Source organism: Cyclobacterium roseum, from assembly GCF_010119225.1.
Classification (GTDB): Bacteria; Bacteroidota; Bacteroidia; order Cytophagales; family Cyclobacteriaceae; genus Cyclobacterium; species Cyclobacterium roseum.
On sequence record NZ_WNKF01000005.1, the window covers coordinates 172,926 to 198,121 of the forward strand.

Annotated in this window: 24 protein-coding genes; 16 read left to right on the forward strand and 8 right to left on the reverse strand. The window is 44.5% G+C overall.

Annotation, left to right across the window (positions count from 1 at the left end; genetic code table 11):
* Positions 1-3 precede the first annotated feature (3 nt).
* Positions 4-1,119 (reverse strand): putative type IX sorting system protein PorV2, encoded by a 1,116-nt coding sequence (locus tag GJQ68_RS09385; RefSeq protein WP_162417045.1) that lies wholly within the window; start codon positions 1,117-1,119, stop codon positions 4-6.
* 398 nt (positions 1,120-1,517) lie between these two features.
* On the opposite strand from GJQ68_RS09385, the gene GJQ68_RS09390 reads away from it, so the two are divergent.
* From GJQ68_RS09390 to GJQ68_RS09425, 8 genes are all read left to right on the forward strand, one after another.
* Entirely contained in the window at positions 1,518-1,859 is a 342-nt protein-coding gene (locus GJQ68_RS09390; RefSeq protein ID WP_162417046.1) for a PadR family transcriptional regulator, read from the forward strand.
* A gap of 46 nt (positions 1,860-1,905) precedes the next feature.
* Positions 1,906-3,801, forward strand: a complete 1,896-nt coding sequence (locus tag GJQ68_RS09395) for a PspC domain-containing protein (RefSeq protein ID WP_162417047.1) — start codon at positions 1,906-1,908, stop codon at positions 3,799-3,801.
* A gap of 56 nt (positions 3,802-3,857) precedes the next feature.
* A complete protein-coding gene (locus tag GJQ68_RS09400) occupies positions 3,858-5,258 on the forward strand; it encodes an MBL fold metallo-hydrolase RNA specificity domain-containing protein (protein WP_162417048.1) in 1,401 nt (466 codons plus the stop codon).
* 56 nt (positions 5,259-5,314) lie between these two features.
* Positions 5,315-5,857, forward strand: a complete 543-nt coding sequence (locus GJQ68_RS09405) for a carboxypeptidase-like regulatory domain-containing protein (RefSeq protein WP_162417049.1) — start codon at positions 5,315-5,317, stop codon at positions 5,855-5,857.
* 132 nt (positions 5,858-5,989) lie between these two features.
* On the forward strand, positions 5,990-6,559 hold the full coding sequence (locus GJQ68_RS09410) for an RNA polymerase sigma factor (protein WP_162417050.1): 570 nt from the start codon (positions 5,990-5,992) through the stop codon (positions 6,557-6,559).
* Positions 6,549-7,301 (forward strand): hypothetical protein, encoded by a 753-nt coding sequence (locus GJQ68_RS09415; protein WP_162417051.1) that lies wholly within the window; start codon positions 6,549-6,551, stop codon positions 7,299-7,301. The genes GJQ68_RS09410 and GJQ68_RS09415 overlap by 11 nt, the downstream gene beginning before the upstream one ends.
* A gap of 11 nt (positions 7,302-7,312) precedes the next feature.
* Positions 7,313-8,338: a hypothetical protein gene (locus tag GJQ68_RS09420; protein ID WP_162417052.1), complete on the forward strand. Its 1,026-nt coding sequence runs from the start codon at positions 7,313-7,315 to the stop codon at positions 8,336-8,338.
* A 17-nt stretch (positions 8,339-8,355) separates the two neighbouring features.
* Entirely contained in the window at positions 8,356-9,273 is a 918-nt protein-coding gene (locus tag GJQ68_RS09425; protein ID WP_162417053.1) for a DUF4097 family beta strand repeat-containing protein, read from the forward strand.
* A gap of 31 nt (positions 9,274-9,304) precedes the next feature.
* On the opposite strand, the gene GJQ68_RS09430 is transcribed toward GJQ68_RS09425, so the two are convergent.
* Both GJQ68_RS09430 and GJQ68_RS09435 read right to left on the reverse strand, forming a co-directional pair.
* Positions 9,305-9,814 (reverse strand): hypothetical protein, encoded by a 510-nt coding sequence (locus tag GJQ68_RS09430; RefSeq protein WP_235941257.1) that lies wholly within the window; start codon positions 9,812-9,814, stop codon positions 9,305-9,307.
* Positions 9,811-10,911, reverse strand: coding sequence for a ferredoxin--NADP reductase (locus GJQ68_RS09435; RefSeq protein ID WP_162417054.1), 1,101 nt, complete (start codon positions 10,909-10,911; stop codon positions 9,811-9,813). Before GJQ68_RS09435 ends, GJQ68_RS09430 begins: the two co-directional genes overlap by 4 nt.
* Positions 10,912-11,119: 208 nt before the next feature.
* Here GJQ68_RS09435 and GJQ68_RS09440 point away from each other — a divergent pair, with 208 nt between their 5' ends.
* The 3 genes from GJQ68_RS09440 (at position 11,120) to GJQ68_RS09450 (ending at position 15,227) form a co-directional block, all read left to right on the forward strand.
* Positions 11,120-11,854 carry a DUF4397 domain-containing protein gene (locus GJQ68_RS09440; RefSeq protein ID WP_162417055.1) on the forward strand — a complete coding sequence of 245 codons (735 nt, stop codon included), beginning with the start codon at positions 11,120-11,122 and terminating at the stop codon, positions 11,852-11,854.
* Between the two features lie 134 nt (positions 11,855-11,988).
* A complete protein-coding gene (gene purB / locus GJQ68_RS09445) occupies positions 11,989-13,332 on the forward strand; it encodes an adenylosuccinate lyase (RefSeq protein WP_162417056.1) in 1,344 nt (447 codons plus the stop codon).
* Positions 13,333-13,664: 332 nt separating this feature from the next.
* Positions 13,665-15,227 carry a SulP family inorganic anion transporter gene (locus tag GJQ68_RS09450; RefSeq protein WP_162417057.1) on the forward strand — a complete coding sequence of 521 codons (1,563 nt, stop codon included), beginning with the start codon at positions 13,665-13,667 and terminating at the stop codon, positions 15,225-15,227.
* Between the two features lie 63 nt (positions 15,228-15,290).
* Here the strand turns inward: GJQ68_RS09450 and GJQ68_RS09455 are convergent, their stop codons facing one another.
* The 5 genes from GJQ68_RS09455 to GJQ68_RS09475 form a co-directional block, all read right to left on the reverse strand.
* The gene (locus GJQ68_RS09455; protein WP_162417058.1) at positions 15,291-17,348 is read right to left on the reverse strand and encodes an alginate lyase family protein; all 2,058 of its coding nucleotides are present in this window, start codon (positions 17,346-17,348) and stop codon (positions 15,291-15,293) included.
* Positions 17,349-17,420: 72 nt separating this feature from the next.
* A complete protein-coding gene (locus GJQ68_RS09460) occupies positions 17,421-17,969 on the reverse strand; it encodes a HEAT repeat domain-containing protein (protein WP_235941258.1) in 549 nt (182 codons plus the stop codon).
* A 112-nt stretch (positions 17,970-18,081) separates the two neighbouring features.
* Positions 18,082-18,267 (reverse strand): Arc family DNA binding domain-containing protein, encoded by a 186-nt coding sequence (locus GJQ68_RS09465; protein ID WP_162417059.1) that lies wholly within the window; start codon positions 18,265-18,267, stop codon positions 18,082-18,084.
* A gap of 4 nt (positions 18,268-18,271) precedes the next feature.
* A complete protein-coding gene (locus tag GJQ68_RS09470) occupies positions 18,272-18,775 on the reverse strand; it encodes a hypothetical protein (RefSeq protein ID WP_162417060.1) in 504 nt (167 codons plus the stop codon).
* Positions 18,776-18,777: 2 nt separating this feature from the next.
* Positions 18,778-19,626 carry an SPFH domain-containing protein gene (locus tag GJQ68_RS09475; protein WP_162417061.1) on the reverse strand — a complete coding sequence of 283 codons (849 nt, stop codon included), beginning with the start codon at positions 19,624-19,626 and terminating at the stop codon, positions 18,778-18,780.
* Positions 19,627-20,109: 483 nt separating this feature from the next.
* Here GJQ68_RS09475 and GJQ68_RS09480 point away from each other — a divergent pair, with 483 nt between their 5' ends.
* The 5 genes from GJQ68_RS09480 (at position 20,110) to GJQ68_RS09500 (ending at position 25,190) form a co-directional block, all read left to right on the forward strand.
* Positions 20,110-21,339 (forward strand): MFS transporter, encoded by a 1,230-nt coding sequence (locus tag GJQ68_RS09480; RefSeq protein WP_162417062.1) that lies wholly within the window; start codon positions 20,110-20,112, stop codon positions 21,337-21,339.
* Positions 21,340-21,585: 246 nt separating this feature from the next.
* Positions 21,586-23,430, forward strand: coding sequence for a tetratricopeptide repeat protein (locus GJQ68_RS09485; RefSeq protein ID WP_162417063.1), 1,845 nt, complete (start codon positions 21,586-21,588; stop codon positions 23,428-23,430).
* A gap of 161 nt (positions 23,431-23,591) precedes the next feature.
* Positions 23,592-24,332, forward strand: coding sequence for a DUF2589 domain-containing protein (locus tag GJQ68_RS09490; protein ID WP_162417064.1), 741 nt, complete (start codon positions 23,592-23,594; stop codon positions 24,330-24,332).
* 21 nt (positions 24,333-24,353) lie between these two features.
* The gene (locus tag GJQ68_RS09495; RefSeq protein ID WP_162342138.1) at positions 24,354-24,638 is read left to right on the forward strand and encodes a hypothetical protein; all 285 of its coding nucleotides are present in this window, start codon (positions 24,354-24,356) and stop codon (positions 24,636-24,638) included.
* A 3-nt stretch (positions 24,639-24,641) separates the two neighbouring features.
* Positions 24,642-25,190, forward strand: a complete 549-nt coding sequence (locus GJQ68_RS09500; RefSeq protein WP_162342137.1) for a DUF2589 domain-containing protein — start codon at positions 24,642-24,644, stop codon at positions 25,188-25,190.
* The last annotated feature ends 6 nt before the right edge of the window (positions 25,191-25,196 follow it).

Sequence of the window (25,196 nt, forward strand, 5' to 3'; positions counted from 1 at the left end):
AGCTTAATTGCTTTCCCAACCTCCATAAATCCTAAAATCCTCTTTTAACGGGTTCAACGAAACCTTTACACTAAAAACATGAGAGAAGGGCGTTTCTGAAACACTTCCAATATCGGTGAGCGCATAATCGATCAATACCTTCTCACTTACCCGAAATCCCAATCCAAAACCAGGCTGAAGGGAGGTATATCGCGTGCCATCGAAATTTTCCAACCGTTGGAAATTACCCATCCCTATCCGAAAATAGGCTGTTTCCTTGTAGGCCAGCTCGGCTCCGATTTTCGGATCCAGACTAAAAACATCACTTCCATAGAGCGCATGGCGTTTTCCATCAAATGAAAAATTCAAATCCAGGACGGTAAGCAACTGCATGTCGGTATTCAGGCTAAAATTCTTTGCCACACTAAAAATAGCCCTGGGCAGGGTAAGTTCAATGCTATTTACGGGCACTTGATTCTGTGTTTGTGCATAAATTTCGCGTACCATCGCTGCATTATGGGACCAGGCGTTAAAGGTGGTGGTAATGTCCCTTCCCATCAATCCAAGTCTCCAGCCATTAGCGAGATACATCGCGCCGAAATCCAGTCCAAATCCCCAAGCCTTGGCAAATTTTCCGACATTACGGTGAATAATTTTAGTATTGAACCCCATTTTAAACCGATCGCTCATGTCTCGCGCATAACTTAGGATCAGGGCATAGTCTGCTGCATTGAAGTACTGGATATTGTTGTAGTTCAATGCCCCATTTGCATCGTACAGGAATCGGGTATCCGGAATGTCATCCACACCGAACCGGATCAGGGACACTGCGATCTGATTGTCTTCCTGAATATTGGTGGTGTATGCGGCGTAGTCGTAGGAGGCTATTCCGGCGAAATATTCGGCATGCATTAGTGAAAATTCGTGTTCATGGGCCACTCCTATCAGCCCTGCCGGATTCCAGTATGCCGCAGTAACATCATTTACCGCCGCCACCTGAGCTCCTGCCATACCCAGTGCCCGGGCTCCAATGCCAATATTCAAAAATTCATTGGAATACTTGGGTGCTATCCCCTGCGCACTAACAGATCCCCCCAGCACTAAACCGACCATCACATAAAAATATGCCCTGAAAACCATGAGTTTAAATAATAATTATCCTGCAAAGTAAAAAGAAAAACCGATTCGAAATATGCTGAATTCGAAAAATTCTACCGGAATTAGCCGCCCATGTTCAAAAGTGAACAGTAAATTGTTCGATGGAGGGACGCTTTGGTTAGGGGTAAGGCTATTATACGTATGCGAGCAATTATTTATCGAATAGTGTACTCTGTTTTTCGCCGGGTCAATTTCGCATTTCAACCCTGATTTTAAGCCTCTTACAACAAATCACCGCCAGGGCGGCCACAAGATAACAGGCAGAATCAGGTAATACATGGTACCTGATAAAAAATTGGTACTATTTTTCTTGGTACACCTCTGCAGGAAGCCACTAGCAGAGGGGATTTCCAAAAAATATTTCTACTAATTGATTAATTATGAAAGCTTCAAACACCCAAACACAAATGCGGAAAGGAATTCTGGAGTTTTGTGTCCTACACATCATTGCCAGGGGGGAAGTCTATGCCACTGATTTGATCCAAGAATTGAAAAATTCTCAACTGATCATTGTGGAGGGCACTTTGTATCCGCTCCTAAACCGAATAAAAAATTCCGGATTGGCTACCTATAAATGGGTAGAGTCCGATGCAGGCCCCCCAAGAAAATATTATTCCCTGACTCCAGAGGGCAGTGCCTTTTTGACGGAGCTTCAAAAAACCTGGGAAAACCTTGACACTTCGGTCAATCAAATCATTTCAACACCAAAAAATCAATTGTAGCATTCGGGTTATTACCTAATATTTCTTAACCTTAGAAGTAGAAATCATGAAAAAAACGATAAGCATAAATATTAGCGGCATTCTTTTCCACATAGAAGAGGATGGCTATACCTCCTTGAAAAGCTACCTGGATGCAATCAATCAGCATTTTTCTCTTTACGAGGACAATCAGGAAATCATTACGGACATAGAGAACCGCATCGCAGAAATTTTTCTCAGTAATCTAAAAAATAACAAACAGGTCATCACAGCTGAGAATGTTAGCAATTTGATTGAGAAAATGGGGACGATCGCTGATTTTAAAGCCAGCTCTCTGGATTTGGAGGAAGAGAAACCGGTGGATGAGGAAAACGATTTTTATAAATACATTACCCCTCCGGACCAAAAATCCGGTAAAGGCTATAAAAAATTAACCCGCCTGGCCAATTCCAAAATACTGGGCGGGGTCTGTGCAGGTTTTGCAAACTACCTCTCCATTGATCCATTATGGACACGGTTGATTACCATTTTACTACTTTTCAGTGGAGGCTTAAGTTTCCATTCCTTTCCCTTTCCTTTCTTCTCAGATGGATTTGGTCTCCATATGGCGCTGGGCTGGTGGACGCTGATTGCCTATATTCTTTTATGGGTAATCCTGCCCGTATCCTACGAGAAACCGGAAGACAAAAACATCAAAAAACTGTATCGTAATCCCGACGATCGGGTTTTGGGTGGTGTTGGTAGCGGTTTGGCAGCTTATTTTAATTTGGATGTCATTTGGATGCGTCTGGCTTTTGTAGGATTGATTTTTGCCGGAGGATCGGGGTTTGTTTTATATCTCATCCTATGGATCATCACCCCCATGGCCAAGTCCATTACGGAAAGGATCGAAATGAAAGGAGGAGCCATCACGCTAAGTAATATTGAAACCACCATCCAGGAAAACTTATCTGCTGAAAACAGAAAGGAAGAATCCGCTAGCCGGAAGCTGGTCCTGGCACCATTTCGATTCCTCGGAATGATTATCAATGGGATAGGCAAAGCCTTGGGCCCCTTTGGCAGATTTATGTTGGAAGTAGTACGGGTAATTTTTGGACTTATTATTTTCTTTATCGGAATGCTGGTCCTGATCACCCCCCTGGTTTTTCTGGGCATTTATACCGAAATTCTCACCAATGAAGGCTGGGGTTATGCACTAGACGGGTTTCCGGTAGATTCCCTGGCTGAATTGCTTCCCCTCTGGCTTGCCATCGCCGCCTCCATAATCGTGCTGATACCCAGTATTGTACTGGTACTGCTTGGCATCAGTGTATTGATCAAAAGAAACCTTATAGATGGTCGTTTTGGTTTGGTGATATTTGGAATTTGGGTACTCAGTATCCTGGTCTGCGCCTTTCAGGCACCTAAAATCGTTGGTCAATTCAATTCAGATGCCGTGCATACCCTGGATAAGAGGTTGGAGATCCCGGAAGGCAGCATGGTCTTCAAAGGAGAAGAATCGATTCTGGACACGAAAGACTGGGGCCAGGTCCGCCTTCAACTGAGAGGCCATGAAAGGAATGAAATAATTCTGGACCAACGGTTTTTCTCCAAAGGATCCAGCTATGAGGATGCCTTAGAAAATGCTACTTCGGTAAATTATACGGTGCGACAAACCGATTCACTGTTTGTATTTGGAAAAATGCTCACCTTCCCCGATACGGCTAAATTTCGGATGCAGCAGTTGGAACAAACATTGTATTTACCTTATAACAAGCCCTTTATGATAGACCGGAGCCTGCTTCCCATGCTAAAGAATACGTTAACCAGGGACGGGTATAAAACACGGGATATTTCAGATACCCATTTCTGGGTGTTTAACGAGGACGGGTTGCTATGCCTGAATTGCATCAACGACCACAAGCAGTCTCCGGCAGACAGCGTTTCCAGGAGCCAATTTCAGGATCGCTATTTTATGAAATAAATTTAGTATATCCATGGTTTTGCTTACATTCAGGTTGGCAAAAACAAGTTCCTGATATGGATATTAAAGTAAAATTTATGGGAGGAGCCGGTACTGTCACCGGCTCTCGCTTTTTATTGGAAATAGATGGCTTTAACCTTTTGATTGATTGTGGTCTCTTTCAGGGGCTGAAAGAATTAAGGTTGCGAAACTGGGAGCCATTTCCTGTGGACCCATCCAAGGTAGATGCCGTGCTGTTGACCCATGCCCACATTGACCATTCCGGTTACCTCCCCAAATTTATTAAGGAAGGATTTCAGGGACCCGTTTACCTGACAGAAGCATCCTTGGAACTGGTAAAAATTCTATTAGTAGATGCCGGAAAATTACAGGAAGAAGAGGCCAAATTTGCAGCTAAAAAAGGCTATTCGAAACATCAAAAACCGCTTCCACTCTTCACACAGGAAGATGCTGAAAAAGTGTTTCCACTGCTTCAGCCCATTGATTTCGAACAGGAAGTAAAAATCAACGAGCGAATTACCCTGACTGCCTACAATGCAGGGCATATTTTGGGAGCAGCCATCCTGAAGGTATTAATTAAGGGAGACAATCAGGAGAAAAGACTTATTTTCTCCGGTGATCTGGGCAGGTACCGCGATCCCATCCTCAATCCACCGGACGAAATTCCATTTGGAGATGTGCTGTTTTTGGAATCCACTTACGGTGACCGGTTAAATAACGCTTCCGATGTGGACAAGCGTCTGGGCAAAATCATCCGGGAAACGTACCAAAAAGGAGGCATTTCGCTCATCCCTTCCTTTGCTGTGGGACGGACACAGATGCTTCTGTTTTATTTGCATCGCCTACAGGAAAAAGGATTGATTCCAGAAATTCCCATTTATGTGGATAGCCCGATGGCTATTAATGTCACTGAATTGTATAAAAAATTCAGCCATTACCATCACCTGGGCCCCTCCCTGGAGGAAAAAGGTGCCAATCCTTTCTTGCATAAAAATCTCCACTATTACCGGGAACAGGAGGCCTCCATGAGCCTGAATCAACTCCGGGGAGATGCAATCATTATTTCCGCCAGTGGCATGGCCACCGGCGGCAGAATCCTACATCACCTGTATCACCGGCTACCCAATGAAAACGACAGTGTTATTTTTGTAGGCTTTCAGCCCGAAGGCACCCGCGGACGGAAGTTACTGGATGGAGAAGATACCTGCCGGATATATGGCATCGATGTGCCGGTAAAGGCTGCCATTCATTTTATTGACGGCCTTTCGGCTCATGCCGATCAGGAAGAGCTGGTCAATTGGTGCGAGAATTTTATCTCCAAACCTAAATTCACTTTCCTGGTGCATGGGGAAAAGGAAGCAAGCGAAAAACTGGCCAGAATTTTGAAAGACAAGTTTCAATGGAACACCATTTGTCCACATTATTTGGAATCCTTCGAACTATTTACGGGGATTTAGCTGAAATTTCAGTAATACCTTACCTCATTTTTAACAATAAATAATACCAGGCATTCATGAAATCACTCCTCCACATTTTCCTGCTGATTTTATTAGTTTCCTTTCTGGTCTCCTCCTGTAAATCTTCCCGGAAAGCACCTCAGACTTCCAAACAGACGGAAGCACAACCCTCAGAAAAAGAAACTCCCAAAACCACATCCACTCTTCCCGGCGAGGGAATACAGGGACACGTTTATTGGATAGATGGAAACCAAATGCCCCAAGCCTCCCAATCCGGAGATGCCTCCCCGTCAGGATCAAAAAAACAACCTGTCAAACGGACGATTCGGATTCACGAGCTGACCCATATCAATGAGGCCAGCCTTGGGGATTACCTTTTTGGTGACATCGAAACTCCGCTCATTACAGAGGTAGAAACGGATGAATCCGGCCGTTTCCAGGTGAAACTTCCACCTGGGAGATACTCGTTGTTTACCATTGAGGAAAAAGGTTATTTCGCCAACGTATTCGATTTAGATAGTTTCATCCATCCGGTGACCGTAGAAAAAAACCAATGGGAAAAAACGGAAATTACGATCGATTACCAGGCAAGCTATTAAAACCAAACCACTGACATTCAGTTTTTTTTAGCCCACAACCTTACCTGTAATTCCTTTTTTTTAAACTATTTTTAACTGGCCGTGCAACCTTTTTTTAGCAGGATGCATCTACCTAATTGTAAGCCATCAACCATGTCAGCCAATAATTTACGTAGGGAGGAAGAATTGATCGACGGTTGCCTTAAGGGAAACAGAAAATCCCAACGGCAATTGTACGAATACTATTCTGGAAATTTTCTTTCGATCTGCATGCGGTATGTGAAAAATCGGGAATTGGCGCAGGATGTATTGGTGGAAGGATTTATGAAAATATTTGAAAGCCTTTCTCAGTTTAAAGGTGAAGGAAGCTTTGAAGGGTGGATGAAGCGGGTGATCGTCACCCAGGCCTTGCTTACACTTAGAAAAAATAAAAAACTAGCCATGGAGGTAAACCTGGATGAACCAGAGCAGGGTTTCAGCATTGCCCCGGACCTGAACACATTGGAGGTGGAAGATTTATTACAGCTGGTAGCAGCCCTGCCTGTGGGATACCGAACGGTTTTTAACCTGTATGCGATAGAAGGATATACCCATAGGGAAATCTGCGAAATGCTGGACATCTCGGAAAACACCTCCAAGTCCCAATTGAGTAGGGCACGGGCCATTCTTCAACAAAAAATTACAACGAATCAGAACAAAACGGTAAAACGAAATGGAAGATAAGAAAAAAAATATGGATACCGTATTCCGAAAGGCCCTGTCCGGACATCAAACGATTCCCGATGAGCAGGTATGGGAGCGCATCTCTGACAGGTTGGATAAAAGGAAAAAACCAATCTTCCTTCTTTGGAGTAGATGGGCTGCCGCGATCCTCTTACTCGTAGGCGTGGCAGGGGTATTCTATGTCGTAGACACTTTCAAGGAAACTGAGCGTCAAACGGCCGCCATTCAGGAATCGTTACCGGAAAAGTCCGCTTCGCCCTCCGGTCAAACAGCCGAGCAACCCGAAAAACCCGAAGAAAAACCAAACAGTCAAACAGAGGTCCTCCCCAAAAAAGAAACCAATAAGAAAAAGGAAATAATCCCCAATCGCCAGGTACCTCAGCAAGACCCGGTCGTTTCATCTCCGGCAGGAAACGCGCCGAGAGAAATTTCCGAGCCGGTGGCCGTGGCCGCTACCGGGAAGCCGGAAATCATCGAACCACCACAGATGGACCTGAACAGGGAAGAACAGAACTTTCTGTCGGATACGCAGACGGAACAGCCTGGAGAAGATTATACCGTTAGGGTAGTCTCAAGAGGCTACGCCCTTCAGCCGGAGAAAGATAAGCTAGTAGAGGAATTGGAAACTAAAATCGGCGTGTTTTTCACCAGAGTGGATGAGGGCTTTGGTGAATTACAGGATGCAAAGAATACCATATTTGCCTCCCTGACTACTAGAAAAGATCGAAAAAACACCAAATAAAAATGGGAAATATGAAAAAGTACGTGATTGCCATGGTTTTCATGGCTTTGGTTCAGATGGCTTTCGGAAAGCCAATCCATACGGAAGAAAAACCGGTAAATGACAGCATTATTGTGGAGTTCGGTAACTCCGGCAAGGTGGTCTTTGTGATCGATAATCCGGATGATTTCGAGCGTTTGAAAAAAATGGATATCAATCAGATCATTAGGGAGCTGAATTTACCTGAAACCAAAAATGAGGGTGAGTTGACCGTCGTAGAAATCAGGCAAAAAGGCGGACAAAAAGAGATCGTAAGCATTTATGAGGATGTGGGAGAAACGGAAGTAACCGTAGGCCGGTACAAATTGATCGTCGATGAAACGGGCAACCGTACGAAAGTCAAAGTGGAAACCATTCCAAAAGAAAAAAAGGACCCTCCCTTTCGTACTTACTTTAATACCGATATTGGCATCAACAGTTACATGGAATCCGGAACGATACCCGGTGCCGGGGCAGCCTACAGTCCCAAAGGCTGGGGCAGCTGGAACGTCGGGTTTCACTGGATGGCCAGCCAAAAACTAAGTAAAGGAGCCTTCTGGGATTTCGGGTTGGGGGTAAGTTGGTACAATTTTAAACTGGACAATCCCCGCTACCAGGCCGTTGGATCAGAAGATGGGGTATCTTTTATCAATCGAACCGATGTGAATGGTTTTAAAAGTAAGATTTCGGCCTCATATCTCAATGCATTGACCCTTTTCAAATTTGATTTTGGGAAATACAACGACTCAGGAAGGGATGGCCTACGTATCGGGATTGGCCCCTATGCCGGCTATCGTTTAGGTGGTCGCAGCAAATTTGTCTACCGCGAACTCAATGGATCCGGAAGGAAAAAGGAAAAAGAACCGGCAGGAAGCTACCTGAATAATTTTCGCTACGGTATTCGGGCTGAGGTAGGGTTTAAAAGCGTCACCTTTTTCACCACCTATGATCTCAATCCTGTGTTTCACCAATCCCTTAGCCCTGATCTGAATCCCATTAGTTTCGGCCTAGTATTTTAATTTAACCCCACTCAACTATGAAATTCTTATCGAAAATTTGGTTATTATCCTTCCTTTTTGTTGCCTTTGGAAGCCACTTTGCTCAATCTCAGGAATTGATTCAAAAATCCTTTGCCGGAATACAAAAATTAGAAATCAGCTCCGGGGCCATCGCTATCGCATACGAAGGCGAAGAAGGAAGGAACCAGATCCTTCTGGAAGCACTTCTGGGCTCCAATGAAAATACAGACAAAACCCTGGTAATGGTAACCGTCGGCAATACCTTGAAAATTGCCTACAATCCGCCCAGGGGAAGCTGGAGTAATAAAAAATACATCCGGATAAAAGGGCCTTCGGCAATCCAATTGGATGTCAATAATGGTTCCGGCTCATTGGCCGTATCTGGCGTTCGCGCCTCGGATACCCGGCTACAAGTGGGGTCCGGGCAGATCCATGGAAAGGAAATCAGCGGAGCAGTTTTGGTCAAGGGAAGCTCGGGAAACATTCGTTTGGAAAACATCGATGGCCATGTGGATTGCCAGATAACTTCAGGAAATGCCTTCTTAGAACAAATCAATGGTAATGTGGATTTCAAAGCGACCAGCGGCCAATTTAAAGCCTTTTCCGTGAATGGTATTCTAAATGCCCAACTCACCTCAGGTAACATGCGCCTGGACCAAATCGGAGAATTAGGGAAACTGGAAATCACCTCCGGAAACATCAAAGCCGATCGGGCCGGTTTGGGAAGCTACTCCTACTTTCACGGATCATCGGGCAACATACAGATTCACACGTCTAGCAATCTCCAGTCATATAACTACGAACTTCAGGCAGGAAGTGGGAACATCCGGGTAGCAAATCATTCGCAATCCAGGTCGCTTTCCATCCATAATGGGAATTTTCCCACTATAAAAGGTAAGATCAGTTCCGGGAACATTGCCATTCTTCCCCTCTGAAGTCAAAGCTTATCCCTTGAGCCTGGTGTAATTAATCGTCTCTTTTGTTGATTTCATACACCAGGTCCTTTTCTTCTTTTTTTAAACGTAAGGAGGTTACGATTCGGTGGGGTGTCGGCTTTCCCAGGGAAATAAACATTAAATTCACCCCATACATAATCGTAAACCCTTGATTATCATAAAAAAACAACCCGAAGGCCGTCAGGATACCGACCCAAAATAACTGCCAATACCTTAAAAAGGTGGCCGTTGCGTAACTTTTTATGCGGCTTTCCAGGTCGGCCTCGCTTTTTTTGACTTTGCGAATGCGTTTTTGGAAAGCCACCTGTTGCATCACCAGCAAGACGATTACCAGACTCAACGTAACATAATTAAGGAATTCGGGAAGCTCAGGAAGATCCAGCGAAAGGGTACTACTGGTAGCATACAGGTAGGCAAAGGAAAAGAAAGGCAAAGGAACAGCGATTAATAGCAGTACGTTTCGTTCCAATAACCTAAAATCTTTTTTCAGGCTTTTTAGTCGTTCGGTATTCTCTATCATTCGATGTTCACTTTCACTTCAGAATTTGATGGCTTAGAAGAACAACAAAGAATGAACCCCTCTGCAATCTCTTTTTCACTTAAGCCGGCATCTTCCATCATGGACACCTCTCCTGAAAGCAATTTACCCCGGCAGGCCGTGCAAAGTCCACTTTGGCAGGAATAAGGCATGTCCAGCCCCTCTTCCAAACCTGCTTCCAGGATGGTTTTGCCAGGCTCCACGTCGAAAGCATGTTCTTCCCCTTCCAGCACGATTGTTACCGGCCGGCTCACTAGCTCCGTCAACGCTTCATTGGGTTCGTTTACTTCCTTTTCCAAGTAAAAACTCTCTGATAAAATGCTTTCCTCTGATGCCCCCAGCTCTCGTAAAGTCGTTTTGGCCGTGGCCATCATCCCTTCCGGTCCGCAAACGAAAAATCGGGTTTCCAGCTCCCTGGACTCGATAAGGTTTGAAAAGAATGATTTTATCGTTTCTTTATCCATCCTACCGCATGCCCCTGCCCAGGCAGGGCCGGGCTGGGACAATTGATGCCATACACGAAGCCTGCCCGGGTAGGCTTCGTGTAACGTTTCGATCGCCTCTTTAAAAATGATCATTTCCTCAGAACGACTACAATACAACAGATGCGTTTCTGAGTGGGGCTCGTTCACCAATATGGATTTTAGGATACCCATGATGGGCGTAATACCACTACCCCCGGCTACCATTCCATACCGCCGCTTATTTTGGGAATGGTAATCCGAAACAAAATTACCTAAGGGTTTCATGACCGTTACCCGCTTTCCCGGATGAAAATGCTCGTTGATGTAGTTAGATACCAGTCCACCTTTCAAGCGTTTGACGGTAATACCGGGAAAAGGATCTACGAATGGCGAGGTACACAGGCTATACGAACGCCTCTCCTGCTTTCCATCAATTTCTAAAAGGAGTGTCAGGAACTGCCCCGGTTTGTAGTCTAGAAAAGGCTCCGGCTGCTCGAAATATACCGTCACAGTATCTGGGGTTTCCCGGACGGTTTCCCGTATCCTTAATGTCAAATAATTATCTTCCTTCTTTTCAGATTCCGTTTTATTCTTTTTAAATAAATTAAACCGCATATGTATGTGGGATATAAATTTGAATGGCTTTCGCACCTAAAATTAACGTACCCGCCTTTATTTACCTAAAACCAGCGGGTATTTTCACTATTCTAACCCGGGCTTTAAGCATATGGTTCTCATCTAACGGGAAAAATTTTTGCCATGCATAGTCGCACTTTGCATGCATTTTTCGTATTGACATTAAATGACTAAACCAAACTATAGTATGACCACCCAATTAATGCACTACATGAGAAAAATAAAATTTAAATGGCAAGTATTCGCACTGCTTTTCGTCCTACCGCTTACCTTTTCCTGTATGGATTTGGATAGTGAGTCCATAGGAAATACGCCAAGGGCCTATGTATCCTTCTATAACGGAACCACTGCCGGTCATGAAATAAAGATTGAAGTAGATGAGCGCGTCTATGATCGGAAGCATTTTGACTACGGGCAGTTCATTGAATACTGGTATTTTTTCACCGGTGAAAGAAATTTTTCTTTCAAAGACCCTGCTTCGGATCAATCTCTCCTGGATACGGCAGTGACGCTGGAAGTGGAGAAAGCCTACTCTTTCTTTATGGCAGAGGAGGAAGGCGATTTACAGACGCTATTTATAGAGGACAGCCTGGGCATTCCTGCAACCGGTAATGCCCTGGTCCGCCTTGTTCACCTTTCCCCGGATAGTCCGGAAGTGCGCATTTTCCAAAGAGATGCTTCCGATCCACTATTTCAGGGAAATGAATTCATGGAGATTACAGACTTTATTAATGTAACGCAAGGCGAAACAGACCTTATTATTATGTCAGCGGATGGAAACGAAGAGTGGGCCCGGCTGAACGATGTCTACCTGAGAGAAGGAAGGGTTTATACCCTTGTAATCAGAGGAAAAAACCAAGCTGAAAGCAACTCTGAAGACGCCCTACGGCTACAACTTATCCGGAATTATCCCAATTATTAACTACCCGTTTCAAATGAATTCGAACAAGCTCCCTGATACAGGGGGCTTTTTTTATGCCAATAATTTGAGGCAGAAGCGCTCCTTTTCAATAAAAGGAATTAATTTTGCACCTTAATAGACCGAAAAGGATACCCATGAAACTTTCCCCACTTACTGCAATATCTTCGATTGATGGGCGGTATGCCTCCAAAACCAGCCCTTTAAGCGACTATTTTTCCGAATTTGCCCTGATTCGGTACCGGGTAAAAGTGGAAATCGAATACTTTATCGCCCTGTGCGAATTGCCTTTAGCTCAACTGGAAAGTGTAGATAAAAATAAATTCAGTGATATCCGTGAAATCGAAAGGGATTTTGATGAGAAAGATGCTCAAGTAATCAAAGACATCGAAAAAGTGACCAATCATGATGTCAAGGCAGTCGAGTATTTTTTGAAAGATCGGTTTCAGTCCCTGGGACTTGAGCGTGTTTCGGAATTTATTCATTTTGGTCTTACCTCGCAGGACATTAATAACACCGCCATACCCATGATGTACAGGGATGGCATCCAAGAGGTACTGCTTCCCGCACTGGATCAGGTCATTAAACGGTTGATCAGCCGATCAGAGGAGTGGGAAGCCGTTCCCATGCTGGCGAAAACCCACGGGCAACCAGCTTCGCCTACCCGGCTTGGTAAAGAAATGCAGGTTTTTGTCAGTCGTCTGAATGAGCAGCTTGGACTACTTCAGAAAGTCCCTTTTGCTGGAAAGTTTGGTGGAGCCACCGGAAACATGAACGCGCATTTCGTTGCCTACCCGCAAATTGACTGGAAAGAATTTGCCGATGCTTTTGTCACCGAAAAATTAGGATTGAAAAGAAGCTTCCCCACGACTCAAATCGAGCACTACGACCATCTGGCAGCTCATATGGATGGGTTGAAACGAATGAATACTATTTTGCTTGATTTTAGCCGGGATATCTGGCAGTACGTAGCGATGAATTATTTCAAGCAAAAAATTAAAGCAGGTGAAGTGGGCTCTTCGGCCATGCCTCATAAGGTAAACCCCATCGATTTTGAAAATGCGGAAGGAAATCTGGGAATTGCCAATGCCCTCCTGGAACACCTGTCAGCTAAATTACCTGTCAGCCGCTTGCAACGTGACCTTACCGATAGTACCGTGCTCCGGGTGCTTGGTGTCCCCCTGGCGCACATGCTGATCTCCTATGTTTCCCTGGAAAAAGGAATAGATAAGCTGGAATTGAATCAGTCCGCCATTAATAAAGACCTGGAAGATAACTGGGCAGTGGTCGCCGAAGCCATCCAGACGATTTTAAGAAGAGAAGGGTACCCGAAACCTTACGAAGCACTCAAATCGTTAACCCGCACCAACCAGGCCATTACGAAAGAGGCCATTAGTGAATTTATCAATACCCTGGAGGTATCCCCTGAAATTAAGAATGAATTGAAAAAGATCAGTCCGTTTACCTATACCGGAATATGATTCATCCTAAAAATGAGGGATTTCATCCTCGAAAACTTGACTTTTACTTTTTAAACATGGAATTTTATTTACATGGCAAGGAAAAGGCTATAAGTGCCGCAGTTTAATAAGGATGTTAAGTTGAAATCCTTTACTCTTTTCAGCGAATACCGGAGGTTTCTTTTATAATTACAATGCTAATTGAACCCTTTTGTATTAAATTTGCTTATGTAAATCATAATAAAAATTTTCTTTATATCGATTAAATTTAGTTCTCCGGTCGGAACCGGACTGTTTACTTTAAAAAGAACCGGATTAAAACTAACCCATTAAAACTAAAAAAACCAACCATCATGTCGAATAAAAACGGAATTTTTTCAAATCTAAGTTCGGATTTACCTGCAGGTCTCGTCGTTTTTTTGGTGGCCTTGCCACTGTGCTTAGGGATTGCCCTTTCTTCCGGAGCTCCTTTGTTTTCCGGAGTAATTGCCGGAATCGTTGGCGGAATCGTGGTAGGTGCGCTTTCGGGTTCGCATACGGCCGTTTCCGGACCTGCTGCTGGATTGACCGTTATTGTCTTGAATGCCATTGAGGATTTGCAGGCATACGAACTTTTTCTTACAGCACTGGTAATTGCTGGGATCATCCAGTTGGTTCTCGGATTTATCAAAGCAGGAGTGATTGGCTATTATTTCCCCACTTCGGTGATCAAAGGAATGCTTGCCGGCATAGGTATCATATTGATTATAAAACAATTACCTTTTGTTTTCGGTACTAATTCTAGCGAATTGGTTGAAGACTTCATTCCGCTGGTAAATGATTTCCAAGCCGTTCTTGCCCTACAGTCCTTAATGAATACCCTGGAAATGGGAGCGATTATTATCGCCCTTTTTTCGTTAGCTATCTTGATCCTTTGGGAAAAGCCATTTGTCAAAAATCATTCATTTTTAAAATTTATTCCTGGTCCTCTGCTTGCTGTATTATTAAGTATCGGAATCAATAAATTTTTTAAATTTGTTATTCCGAACTTGTATATTGGTACTGAAAACAAGGTGACATTACCTGAAATAACCGGTTTTTCCAGTCTGGGTGATCATTTATTCTTCCCCGATTTTTCGGGAGTATTTAACCCGGAGGTTTGGGTTGTGGCCATAACCATTGCCATTATTGCCAGTTTGGAAACACTATTGAGTCTGGAAGCGGCCGATAAAATTGATCCTCAGAAACGAGTATCGCCTCCAAACCGGGAACTACTCGCCCAGGGAGCTGGAAACATGGTCAACGGCCTGGTGGGGGGAATGCCAATCACTGCCGTAATTGTCAGGAGTTCGGCTAATATCAACTCAGGAGCAAAATCAAAAATGTCAGCCGTATTTCATGGCCTATTACTCCTTCTAAGTGTGTTCTTGATTCCTAACCTATTGAATTTGATCCCGCTTGCCAGTTTAGCAGCTATCCTATTGGTAATTGGATACAAACTAGCCAAAGTTTCCCTTTTCAAGTCCATGTACAAGTTGGGTTGGGATCAATTTTTACCTTTTTTGATCACTATTTTAGGTATCATTTTCTTTGATCTTCTCAAAGGAATCGGAATGGGAATGATCGTCGGTATTGTCTATATCCTGATGAGAAATTACAAAAACTCTCACTTCTTCAAAGATTCCCGACAAGACGACGAGGACATTGTTCACATCATTCTTGCGGAAGAGGTGAGTTTTCTGAATAAGGGTTCCCTTATCAAGACACTCAAGCATGTAGGAGACAATAAAAGGGTAATCATTGATGGGACCAATTCAAAAATCATCGATTACGATGTGATCGAAGTCATCAGGGATTTCCAAATCAATGCCAAAGAAAGAAACATTACCGTGGAAATCATTAACATTGATAAGGAAAACATGCCAGTTGCCAACTAACTGGGTTAACATTAAAAAAAAAATTAGAAAGCCTCTTCTTACATGTTTAAGAAGAGGCTTTTTTTATTTGATTTTGGTAAGCTTTACATGGCTACTATCCAGAAAGGGAATAACCAGGTGCCAAATTTCCTCTGCAAACTGAACTTCCAGTTCAATATGCTGGTCGTTTTCGGATAAAATTTTAACCTGATGCTCCCCCACTAAATCGCTTTCTCCTGGAGCCAATAGCCAAACCAGCGTCTGATCCTGCTCTAGCCTGCCTTCAAATAAGGTCGCTGCATTGGGTTCGTACAAGTTGTACTCGGGGCTGTACCATCCTTGTATTTCCGGAGCCTCCTGGCCCTGGATAACGGATACGTCAAAAACCGCGGGGCTAACCAAGGAAAGGGATAACACTCCCTCCGGCAGCATTCCGGTTACTTGCTGTTCATTTACCGCTGCCTCCACATCGGGGTGCCAATGCCATAAGGCCTGTATTTCTCTGGGTTGGTCTGTGAGAACCCTATCTGCCACGATCCAAAAACGACCTCGAACATACAACAAACTACGAATATGACTGGCTGCTCCATCCAAATCTTCAAAACGATCAAAAGACTGGGAGGCAAAATCATACGCTTCGGTAACCTGTACAAATTTTTCACCTAAGGCTTCGGTAGCATGGGTAGGGCCTGCTGCCTGGCCGTTTCCATCGATCAAGAGGACGTTATGTCCCCGGCTACTGCGGGCATAAGGTCGGAATTTTTCCGCTACGGCTCCCGTGTAGGCAAACCGGCCCGCATCGACCAGAAAATCCTTTCCGAAAGCAGCTACCGAAAGATGCAATTTATCGTTGTGCTGGTGTCCACTACCCCAAGGACCCATATCAAAGAATGACCAATGGGCCAGCGAATCAAATCCGCTTCGGCTGATCAGCTGTCCTGCCCAGGGGAAAAAATACGAGGGGCCATCCGTCGGCCTACTTCCTTCCCGTCCATTACTGGCGATAAATGCCCATTCGGGCTTGTTGAATTTTTCTGCCCCTTCCAGAATCAGGCTCCGGTCACTGCCCCGATCTCCATCATTATTTAAGATCCGGTGTCCATCCGGTCTTACCGCCCGGGCAATGTACCCGTACATGCTTTCAATCGTCTGGGTATAAAAGGAGGGGAGGGTTCTATCTGCTTCCTCACAAATGGTTTGGAACAGTTCAAAATTATGTAAGGACACATTGTGATAGTGAGAAGCAAGCTCTGTCTGTACCCCGTCGGGATAAACCTGATCCCGCATACTTTCGGTCATGGCTGCTATCGCATAATCCAACCAGGCATCTGATTCCCGGAATTCAGGGAAGTAAGCAGCAATAGTGGCCAATGCGGATATTTCCATGGTCAACCAGTTATTTCCACCATGAAAATTTCGACTGTAATGTGCATGATCCGGCAAACTACTAAGCATCAACAAACGGGTGGCCGGAGAGAGATATTCGTTCTGCAACATGCCATAAAAAACCCTGGTCCAGACTTTGGCCCTGGCGGCCACTTCCAGCCCGCGCCAAATGGACTCCGAACCTTTCTCTGCCGGGTAAGGCATGCTTTTCAAAATAAAATCACGTAAAAATAAGTCCAGGTATTCCGCATATTTTGGGTTACCGGTTTCAAAATAAGCATTCATGACTACCATCAACTGGCTATGCCTGTTGGATAGCCAGGCCCACTCCCGATCGTTGTTGGGGCCTTTGTAATACCAGTCCCGATGGCCATCCGGAAGAATAGGCACCTCACCTTTGACATTTTGAATGGTAAAAATATTTTTCAAAATGGTGTCCGCTTCAGCAATGGTTTTCTCGGTGACCATAGGCACCGGCTTGCGGAAAGATTCAGCCTGGTCGGTGGATTGATAATATTCAAGCAGCTCCTCACCCGCCGCTACCCAATTTCCCCTTTCTCGAGCTTGTTTTACGTTAGCAAGATTAGGGAGCTCCAGGTCCAGGTGTGCAAAAAGCCCTTCTACCGTCTCGGGATGGGCTTGATAGAGATCTTCGACTGTAACCAGGTCTTTCCAGTCTTTCTGGGCAGTACTAATGCCCACTTGAAAAACAAAAACAATCAGACTCAAACAAATTCTTAACACATAGCGGCTCATGATAAAGGATAGTTATTTAGTTATATTGGGTTACTTTTTAAATTAGGACTATTTATTTACCTGAAAGGTACTCTATTCCCCTTCAAACAATTCATGCAATTCCTTCAAAATGGTTTGGGCTTCTTCTTTCTTCAATTCGTACGCATCATCCTCTTTTCGGGGGTTGTTCAGGAAATGCTGCCAGTGCTTTTCTGCTTTCTTCAAGGTGCGGGGACTGATCGCAAATTCCTCGTAGTCCAGGTGGACTTTTGCCAATGCAGATGCTTTAAAGTTGCCGAAAAGAAATATTCGAAATAAATCAACAAACTTCTCAGTCAAATCAAATTGCTCCAGCAGCGACACGAGTGCGCCATTTTGGCTGGAATTCGAAGGTTTATGGATCACATCCAGGAGGGCATCCAACGACTTATCTTTATCCTCCTCCATCATGCCCAGCGTTTTGGCAGCTAAAAACGCCTCCTCCATGTTTCCCTTGTTCAATACACCGACCAATTGACGATGCACTTCGGGGCCGCCCATGCGAGCCAAATGTTCCGCATAGCGAAGGGGTTCTTCTTCCGTCTCATCCAAAAGTTTAGCCATCAAGGCGTTTATTTTTTCTTCTTCCGTTGTATTCATCATCTTTTTCGTCTGCCTTCCGGTCCCAGCCCGGAAATGGTTCCTTTCAAATGTACTTAAAAATAATTGTAGCAAGCAACTGTTGGAAAATGAGAACTCCTACAGGTAGCTGAAATCAATCGCTACCATTACGATCCTCCGTTGATTTTTTTCCGGGGAGCCTGCCCGCCTTTTTCAAGGCATCGTGGATTAACCATTCCAATTGGCCATTGGTACTTCTGAATTCATCGGATGCCCACTTTTCAACGGCTTTCATCAGCCTTTCATCTATCCTTAGGGCAAAGGGTTTCTTCTGCGCCATAATCTTACGTTCCTACTTTCCATTCTTCCCATGCAGCCATCAATTCTTTTGGCCTGCGTGTGCTTAGTACAAACCGGCTGTCCTTCAGGAAAATCCGCACCGCATTCCCAGAGCTAAATACATAGCGCCATTCGCCATTCCAACCTCTGCGTATTCCGATGCTCCATCCCAATAACCCGAAGCCCCCAAAGGACCCGAATGATCGGGTAGTAAGCAATTGGATGTCTTTCACCTCCTCCCAGGGATACTTTTTCCAAGTATTTACAAATGGAGGACTCCTAAAACGGAATCCAGTGGCATCCATTCGTATCTCCAGCCGCATGCTTAAAAACAATACTAACAAACTCCCACTCACCAAGAGCACGATTCCAAAACTTATCCAGCCTTGCATGGGCTGCTCCGTGGAATAACCTCCTGCCAATGCCAACATACCCACAAGCAGCTGCACCACCAAAACAAATGGTACCAGCCATGTTTTTTTTAAGGGCTGACTTTCCTTGTACACCATCCTTAGGGGTTTAATGTACCCACATTTACGACCGGGCTGGCGTTCTTGTCCGAACAAAGCACCACCATCAGATTACTTACCATGGCTGCTTTTTTCTCATCTTCGAAATCAATGATACCTTTGATTTTTAGGTCTTCCAGGGCCATTTCCACCATTCCCACGGCTCCATCGACAATCATCCTTCTGGCAGCGACAATGGCCGTGGCCTGCTGCCGCTGAAGCATGGCGGAGGCAATTTCCGAAGAATAGGCCAAATGGGAAATCCGGGCCTCAATGACTTTTATCCCCGCATGTTGCAGGCGGTCACTGATCTCGTCTTCCAGGGATTTATTTACATCTTCCACCCCGGAGCGCAGGGTCACCTCCGCATGCTCGTCCTCAAAATTGTCATAGGGATACGTACCGGCCATCTTACGAACAGCCGCATCGGCCTGCAAGTGTACGAAATTTTCATAATCATCCACGTCAAAAGAAGCCTTAAAGGTATCTTCCACTTGCCAAACCACGATGGTGCCAACCATTACCGGGTTACCAATCTTGTCATTTACTTTCAGGGGCTTGTTCTCAAAATTCCTGACTCGCAAGGAAATTTTCTTTTTGGTCATGAACGGATTCACCCAAAAAAAACCATCTGCCTTCACCGTGCCCTTATAGGATCCGAAAAGCAATAATACCATCGCTTTGTTGGGTTCAACGATGAAAAATCCGGGAAGGACCAGAAAGAAGGCCAAAGCGGCCGGTAGGGCCAAAAGAAAAGCCTTCGCAGCAAAGCCGAAAATGGCCAGTACTAAAATACCAAGGGCCACCAAAAGCATGAGGTAGCCAGAGAGGGGTTTGATTGTTTTTTCCATATTAGTATAGTATTAAATTGATATCATTTCAATATACGTATTGTTTTAATACTTTGTTTAATCAGACTTATTTTTTTCCAAAAATAGCAGCAGACGGCAAAAAGAATCGCACTGCTTCACGGATGCGTTCTTTTGCCAGGCAGGGCAATGGGTACAAAAAAGCAAGGATAAATTGCCATCTTTCAGGTCTTGATGTATATCCTACATTGCCAAGATCCATACTGATTGGTTCCTACAGGTGCTAATAAAAATGGCAGGGTACACCTATATGATCCATGAAATACCGTAAAGGAGCCTGGGCACGAGAATGATACCGAAGAACTCACGGACTTCATTCCCCAAATAATAATACCTGCCCTTATCAAAAAATTGGCGATAATTCTAAAAAAAAGGCAAAAGGTAAAATCAATTTTTTTTATATTGTCCGAATATTTTGAACAATCATCCGAAAACAACATTTAAAAACTTCTAAACCCAAACTCAATGAACGAAAACATTAACAAAAGCGCACTCTTTAACGGGAGCTGTTTTGCGCTGATCACCACCGCCTTTACCTTTAGCATCCGGGCTGGGATCTTACCGCAGCTTGGAGACGAATTCGGCCTGAGTGCCGCCCAACTTGGGTTTATCAACTCCATGTGGTTTTTGGGATTCCCCATTTCCATGATCATTGGAGGCATTGTCTACCATTCTTTTGGTGCAAAAAACATTATGCGGGTAGCTTTTGTAGCCCACACACTGGGTATCTTGCTTACCATTTATGCCGGGGGCTACACCACCCTGCTGATCTCCACACTCTTTATCGGTTTTGGTAACGGTTGTACGGAAGCGGCCTGTAACCCCATGATTGCAGACATGTATTCCGGGGTAAAAATGAACAAGATGCTCAACCGGTTCCACATGTGGTTTCCCGGAGGCATCATGCTGGGTGCCATCATCTCAAATGTGATGACCACCATGAATCTGGGATGGGAAGCACAAATGTGGATTACGATGGTTCCAACCGTGATCTACGCCGTCTTATTTTATGGAAAAACATTTCCAAAGGCAAAAGTGGAAGGTGCCACCTCTCTTGGTAATAACTTCAAAGCCTTATTCAGTCCGGTTTTTCTTTTCCTTTTTGTTTGCATGTCCCTCACTGCCATTTCCGAATTTGGTCCGCAGCAGTGGGTAAATATTGTATTGGCTAACAGCGGCGCAAATGCCATGATTATTCTGGCACTGACCACCGGAGTAATGGCGGTCGCCCGGTTCTTTGCTGGTCCGGTAGTTGAAAAACTAGGTCAAACCGGTGTATTATTGGCAGGTTCTATCCTTGCAGCGATAGGCATCTACCTTTTCAGTATGGTTACCGGTGGAATCGCTTACTTTGTTGCCATCATATTTGCGTTAGGGGTCGCTTATTTCTGGCCAGTAATGGTAGGCGCAGTAGCTCAAAGGGTACCTTTAAGTGGTGCTTTAGGGATGTCCATTATTGGAGGAATTGGCATGTTTTCCACAGCCATATGGCAACCAATTATCGGAGGATGGATCGATAGCTCCAGGGAAGAAATGCGAGCCGAAGGATTTTCTGGTGACGAACTGGAACTGATGGCAGGGCAAGCTACCCTTCAAAACATGGCGCTTTTTCCCGTCATTTTAATTGTCTTATTTACCATTTTCTTCTTCTGGCAAAGGAATATCAAAAAGACAGAAATGGTTAGCCCTGTGTAAGACTGGGTTAGCGATTTGGTTAAAAAAGAGCGAGCATCTTCGGATGCTGGCTCTTTTTTTATTTGAGGGATACCAGTGTAACCGAACTCCAGTTTTTTTTGTGTTTCAAATACCAAAATATGCTCTTTACCGTCCAGCTTGAATTTTAAATCCGTATGATGGCATCAATAAGATTTTTCAGTTAAATTTAATAACCGATTAATCGGCTGGTAAACAACCATTTTGGATAATTCAATGCGAACAACGGTGGATAAAACAATCTATTTTTTATTGGTGTTTTTTCTTGCTTCAGGCTGCCTTTTAGGGTACTCCCTTTCCGATCAGAAAGTAAATCCGGATAGTTTGCGTACCCTACTGGACCGGTCCAATGAATTGGCTTATAGCCAACCGGAACGTTCCTTCCAGTATGCAAAAGAGGCCTACGAAAAAGCGGCAAATAACCCGGCATTACAATCCGAAGCAGCGCAGGTATTGGGATATAGTTACTACGACCAGCGAAAATTGAACCTTGCTGAAACCTATTTTCTGGAAGCTTTAAAGCGTAGCAAAGCAGCCAACCTGCAGGCGTTGAATGAAAAAAACCACCATGCCCTCTACCAACTCTACCGCAGAATGGAAGACTTTGAGAAGGCTCGCTTCCATATTGATCAGGCGTTGAAATATGCGGAATTAATGGAAAATCCTCATCGCCTCGCGACAAACCTAAAGGGGCTGGGACAGCTTTACAGAGAAATCGGTCTTGCCGATAAAGGAATCAACGCCCTTCACCAGGCCTTGAACGTCCTGAAAGGGTCCGACGGTTCCTTAGATTTCACCCTTTACATTGATTGTGAAACGAGTCTGGCCCTGGTCTATAAAGATCTGGAAGATTATAAAAGCGCGCTGGAACACCTACATGAAGCGCTTATACTATCGGAAAAACATGCCTTACCCGTGCAGACCCTCTATGCTCATTTAAATTTGGGATTGGTCTTTAAAAAACTGGCAGACCAGGAAGGGGCCGAGGGAGATAGCTTATATAAACGAGCCTCCTATCACAATGACAAGGCATTGGCTCAGGCAAGTGCGCAACACCGTGAACCGGAGAGGGCCATCATTTTAAATAACATGGCCTTTTTAGCCTTTGAACTCCCGGATTTGGGACGGGCGGACTCTTTACTGGCAAAATCCATTTCAATTAAAGAAAAAATAGGTAACCTTAGAAGTCTTGGATACGCTTATTGGCTAAAGGGAAAAATCTTATCGGCAGAAAACCAGTCTAAGGAAGCGTTGAGTACCTACCGATTCGCCCTATCCTATGCGCAAAAAGGCAAAGACCTTCCCCTTCAAAGAGACCTAATGAATGACCTGGCGGAAGAATACTTCCGGCTCAACGACCTTTCTTCTTACCGTCATTGCCTGCTACAGAAGGAAAAATTATCGGATAGTCTGATTAACATTGAGAAAATAAAACGTATTGCACGTTCTGAATTCCTTTTCGAACAAGATTCGGTCCTTCAGGCAAATCCCTATTCCACGCTTTGGGATGTCCACCCTTATCCCGCCATTCATTGGTGGCTGACCGGCCTGGCACTTGGGAGCATGATTTTACTAGTCTATTTTTACCATCGGCTAAGTATCAAAGAAAAATTACTTAGCGCATTTGACAATCAACTAACCGAAAGCCGTAAAAAACACGAAAAACTGAAGAAAAAACTGCTCGTCTATGCGGAAAACCTGGCCAATTCCGATCATAAAAACAAGGAGCTGATGGCACAATTGGAACGGTCTTCTTTGGCCCAGGCGAGGCAGGAAGCCCTGGAATCCCTTTCCCGATTTCGGATTTCCAAAAAGGAAGACTTACGGACCTTTCGCATGTTGATCGAAACGGTTTTTCCCGGTTATTGGGAGCGGCTCAAGGAAGAACTACCAGATCTGACCGAAAACGAGCAAATGATTGCCTCCTTATTTAAGTTGGGCTACTCTACCCGGGAAATGGCAACAGTAATGGGAATTTCCTATGACGGCATGAAAAAGGCTCGTTACCGATTGAAAAAAAAGGTCCTTGCTAAATGGGGAGTTCCAAAAACGGATCCCATTGCTGATACCTAGAAATAAATATAAAAAACTCATTTATCAAGAGGTCAAAAAGTATTTCCCACAAATTGTCCCCTTTTTGTCCACCTATTTATAGGTTAAAAATAAAGAATGATTGGCATATTTCACCCTGATTATCCATTCATTAATTTTTAACCAATTAAACAGAATTCAAAATGGCGGAAGGATTAGTAAACATGTCGGATCAATTTAAAGGCCTGCCGATGCAGGACTTGATCGGAGGCCCGTTAAATGCCGCTGTGTCGGCCAATGTGAAATTAGCCCAGGCGACGGCAGATTTCATCAATACCGTTGGTTTTACCCAGGTTCCGGTGGATAAAAAACCGGGAGAGTTCACCACGGGAGCAGCGAGAATGCTGGATTTTGAATTTGAACGTCCCGGAATTTTTGTTCCGGAAGTCACCGATAAAAATCCCACTCCGGTTCCTCAACGGACCATTGAAGAGGTAAAAATCCGGGTCCCCATGCTGGCAGTGGTTCCTATTCCGAACTTACAGGTAGATACCGTAGACATTACCTTCGATATGGAGGTTAAAAGTTCCACTTCTGAAACCAGTTCGACCGATATGAATGCCTCGGCGGATGTTTCCGCAAAAATCGGTTGGGGGCCGGTAAGTGCAACCGTGAAAATTCATGGTTCGGTGGCCACCCATAAAGAAAACACCCGAACTTCTGACAATTCTGCCAAATACCATGTGGAAGTAACCGCGTCCAATCACGGCACACCGGAGGGACTTGCCAGAGTGCTGGATATCATGGCCACGGCTGCTACGCCCCATGATGTGAATGTCGCACCACTTGCAGCTGGCAAGGACCGGGATCCAAAAACAGGTAAAATAAAGGATGCCAGTAAAAAACAAGTGAACCCGGATGGCTCTCATGATAGCCTGACCTGATAGGCAAGCTACCCAAACAAAATGATCAATAGCAGCACCAAAACCTTGGAGTTAGCAGATGTTACCTATGTCAAACGGGTGAGCATAGGTAACATCAACCCCAATAATCCACTAAACGAAGAGCAACAAGAGCGGCAGATGGCCTTACTGAATAAATGCCTGAATGAATACCCGAAAGGAAAGATTATAGGCAAAGACATTTCAGTGGGTGTTTTTCAGGTTGGCGATCATCAAATCACCCTTCAGCGTACCACCTACCATGTAGGATTTTTGAGAAAACCTGTTTGGCTGGAAAACAATTCATAACCCATGGCAAAAACAATCAAACTGGACAACCTACTTCAAGCGATCCACCAGGCGGTGCTGGAAGCCCAAATGCTCACCGAGCAACAGCATTTGGAGCAGTTGGATCGATACTTTGAATGGCCGGAGGATGAAGACCGCAAAAATGAAGATATGGCTTCCCATATTCACCGAAATGGAGGAATTGCCAAAACCTGGGCAGTAGAAGTCCCCAACCTCCATCCGGAGGCAGAAAAAGGGAGCACAACGACCATTCAGGTTCCGCTAATGAGTCTCATTCCACCTACAGCCATTAAAATAAAAAACATGGTGGTGGAATTTAAGGTGGCACTGGGCCAATTGGTAGAGGAAAAGAAAAGAAGCCGAAGTTTTTTCAAGAAAAACCAACCCGGAGAGGAAAACCCTAGCCTGGGAATTGATTTGGGTGGTGTGTCCGGAGGCGGGTTTTTTGGAAATAAAACACCGCTGGCAAAAATAAAAATTGAATTTGAAGCAGGCGAACCGTCCGAATCCTTCCTCCGAATCAATGATCACCTGATCAAATCCATTATTTGACCGTTG

Excerpts from the sequence above, each read along its gene's own strand:
- GJQ68_RS09385 (WP_162417045.1), bottom strand. The coding sequence starts at position 1,119 with ATGGTTTTCAGGGCATATTTTTATGTGATGGTCGGTTTAGTGCTGGGG.
- GJQ68_RS09390 (WP_162417046.1), top strand. The coding sequence starts at position 1,518 with ATGAAAGCTTCAAACACCCAAACACAAATGCGGAAAGGAATTCTGGAG.
- GJQ68_RS09395 (WP_162417047.1), top strand. The coding sequence starts at position 1,906 with ATGAAAAAAACGATAAGCATAAATATTAGCGGCATTCTTTTCCACATA.
- GJQ68_RS09400 (WP_162417048.1), top strand. The coding sequence starts at position 3,858 with ATGGATATTAAAGTAAAATTTATGGGAGGAGCCGGTACTGTCACCGGC.
- GJQ68_RS09405 (WP_162417049.1), top strand. The coding sequence starts at position 5,315 with ATGAAATCACTCCTCCACATTTTCCTGCTGATTTTATTAGTTTCCTTT.
- GJQ68_RS09410 (WP_162417050.1), top strand. The coding sequence starts at position 5,990 with ATGTCAGCCAATAATTTACGTAGGGAGGAAGAATTGATCGACGGTTGC.
- GJQ68_RS09415 (WP_162417051.1), top strand. The coding sequence starts at position 6,549 with ATGGAAGATAAGAAAAAAAATATGGATACCGTATTCCGAAAGGCCCTG.
- GJQ68_RS09420 (WP_162417052.1), top strand. The coding sequence starts at position 7,313 with ATGAAAAAGTACGTGATTGCCATGGTTTTCATGGCTTTGGTTCAGATG.
- GJQ68_RS09425 (WP_162417053.1), top strand. The coding sequence starts at position 8,356 with ATGAAATTCTTATCGAAAATTTGGTTATTATCCTTCCTTTTTGTTGCC.
- GJQ68_RS09430 (WP_235941257.1), bottom strand. The coding sequence starts at position 9,814 with ATGATAGAGAATACCGAACGACTAAAAAGCCTGAAAAAAGATTTTAGG.
- GJQ68_RS09435 (WP_162417054.1), bottom strand. The coding sequence starts at position 10,911 with ATGCGGTTTAATTTATTTAAAAAGAATAAAACGGAATCTGAAAAGAAG.
- GJQ68_RS09440 (WP_162417055.1), top strand. The coding sequence starts at position 11,120 with ATGACCACCCAATTAATGCACTACATGAGAAAAATAAAATTTAAATGG.
- purB (WP_162417056.1), top strand. The coding sequence starts at position 11,989 with ATGAAACTTTCCCCACTTACTGCAATATCTTCGATTGATGGGCGGTAT.
- GJQ68_RS09450 (WP_162417057.1), top strand. The coding sequence starts at position 13,665 with ATGTCGAATAAAAACGGAATTTTTTCAAATCTAAGTTCGGATTTACCT.
- GJQ68_RS09455 (WP_162417058.1), bottom strand. The coding sequence starts at position 17,348 with ATGAGCCGCTATGTGTTAAGAATTTGTTTGAGTCTGATTGTTTTTGTT.
- GJQ68_RS09460 (WP_235941258.1), bottom strand. The coding sequence starts at position 17,969 with ATGATGAATACAACGGAAGAAGAAAAAATAAACGCCTTGATGGCTAAA.
- GJQ68_RS09465 (WP_162417059.1), bottom strand. The coding sequence starts at position 18,267 with ATGGCGCAGAAGAAACCCTTTGCCCTAAGGATAGATGAAAGGCTGATG.
- GJQ68_RS09470 (WP_162417060.1), bottom strand. The coding sequence starts at position 18,775 with ATGGTGTACAAGGAAAGTCAGCCCTTAAAAAAAACATGGCTGGTACCA.
- GJQ68_RS09475 (WP_162417061.1), bottom strand. The coding sequence starts at position 19,626 with ATGGAAAAAACAATCAAACCCCTCTCTGGCTACCTCATGCTTTTGGTG.
- GJQ68_RS09480 (WP_162417062.1), top strand. The coding sequence starts at position 20,110 with ATGAACGAAAACATTAACAAAAGCGCACTCTTTAACGGGAGCTGTTTT.
- GJQ68_RS09490 (WP_162417064.1), top strand. The coding sequence starts at position 23,592 with ATGGCGGAAGGATTAGTAAACATGTCGGATCAATTTAAAGGCCTGCCG.
- GJQ68_RS09495 (WP_162342138.1), top strand. The coding sequence starts at position 24,354 with ATGATCAATAGCAGCACCAAAACCTTGGAGTTAGCAGATGTTACCTAT.
- GJQ68_RS09500 (WP_162342137.1), top strand. The coding sequence starts at position 24,642 with ATGGCAAAAACAATCAAACTGGACAACCTACTTCAAGCGATCCACCAG.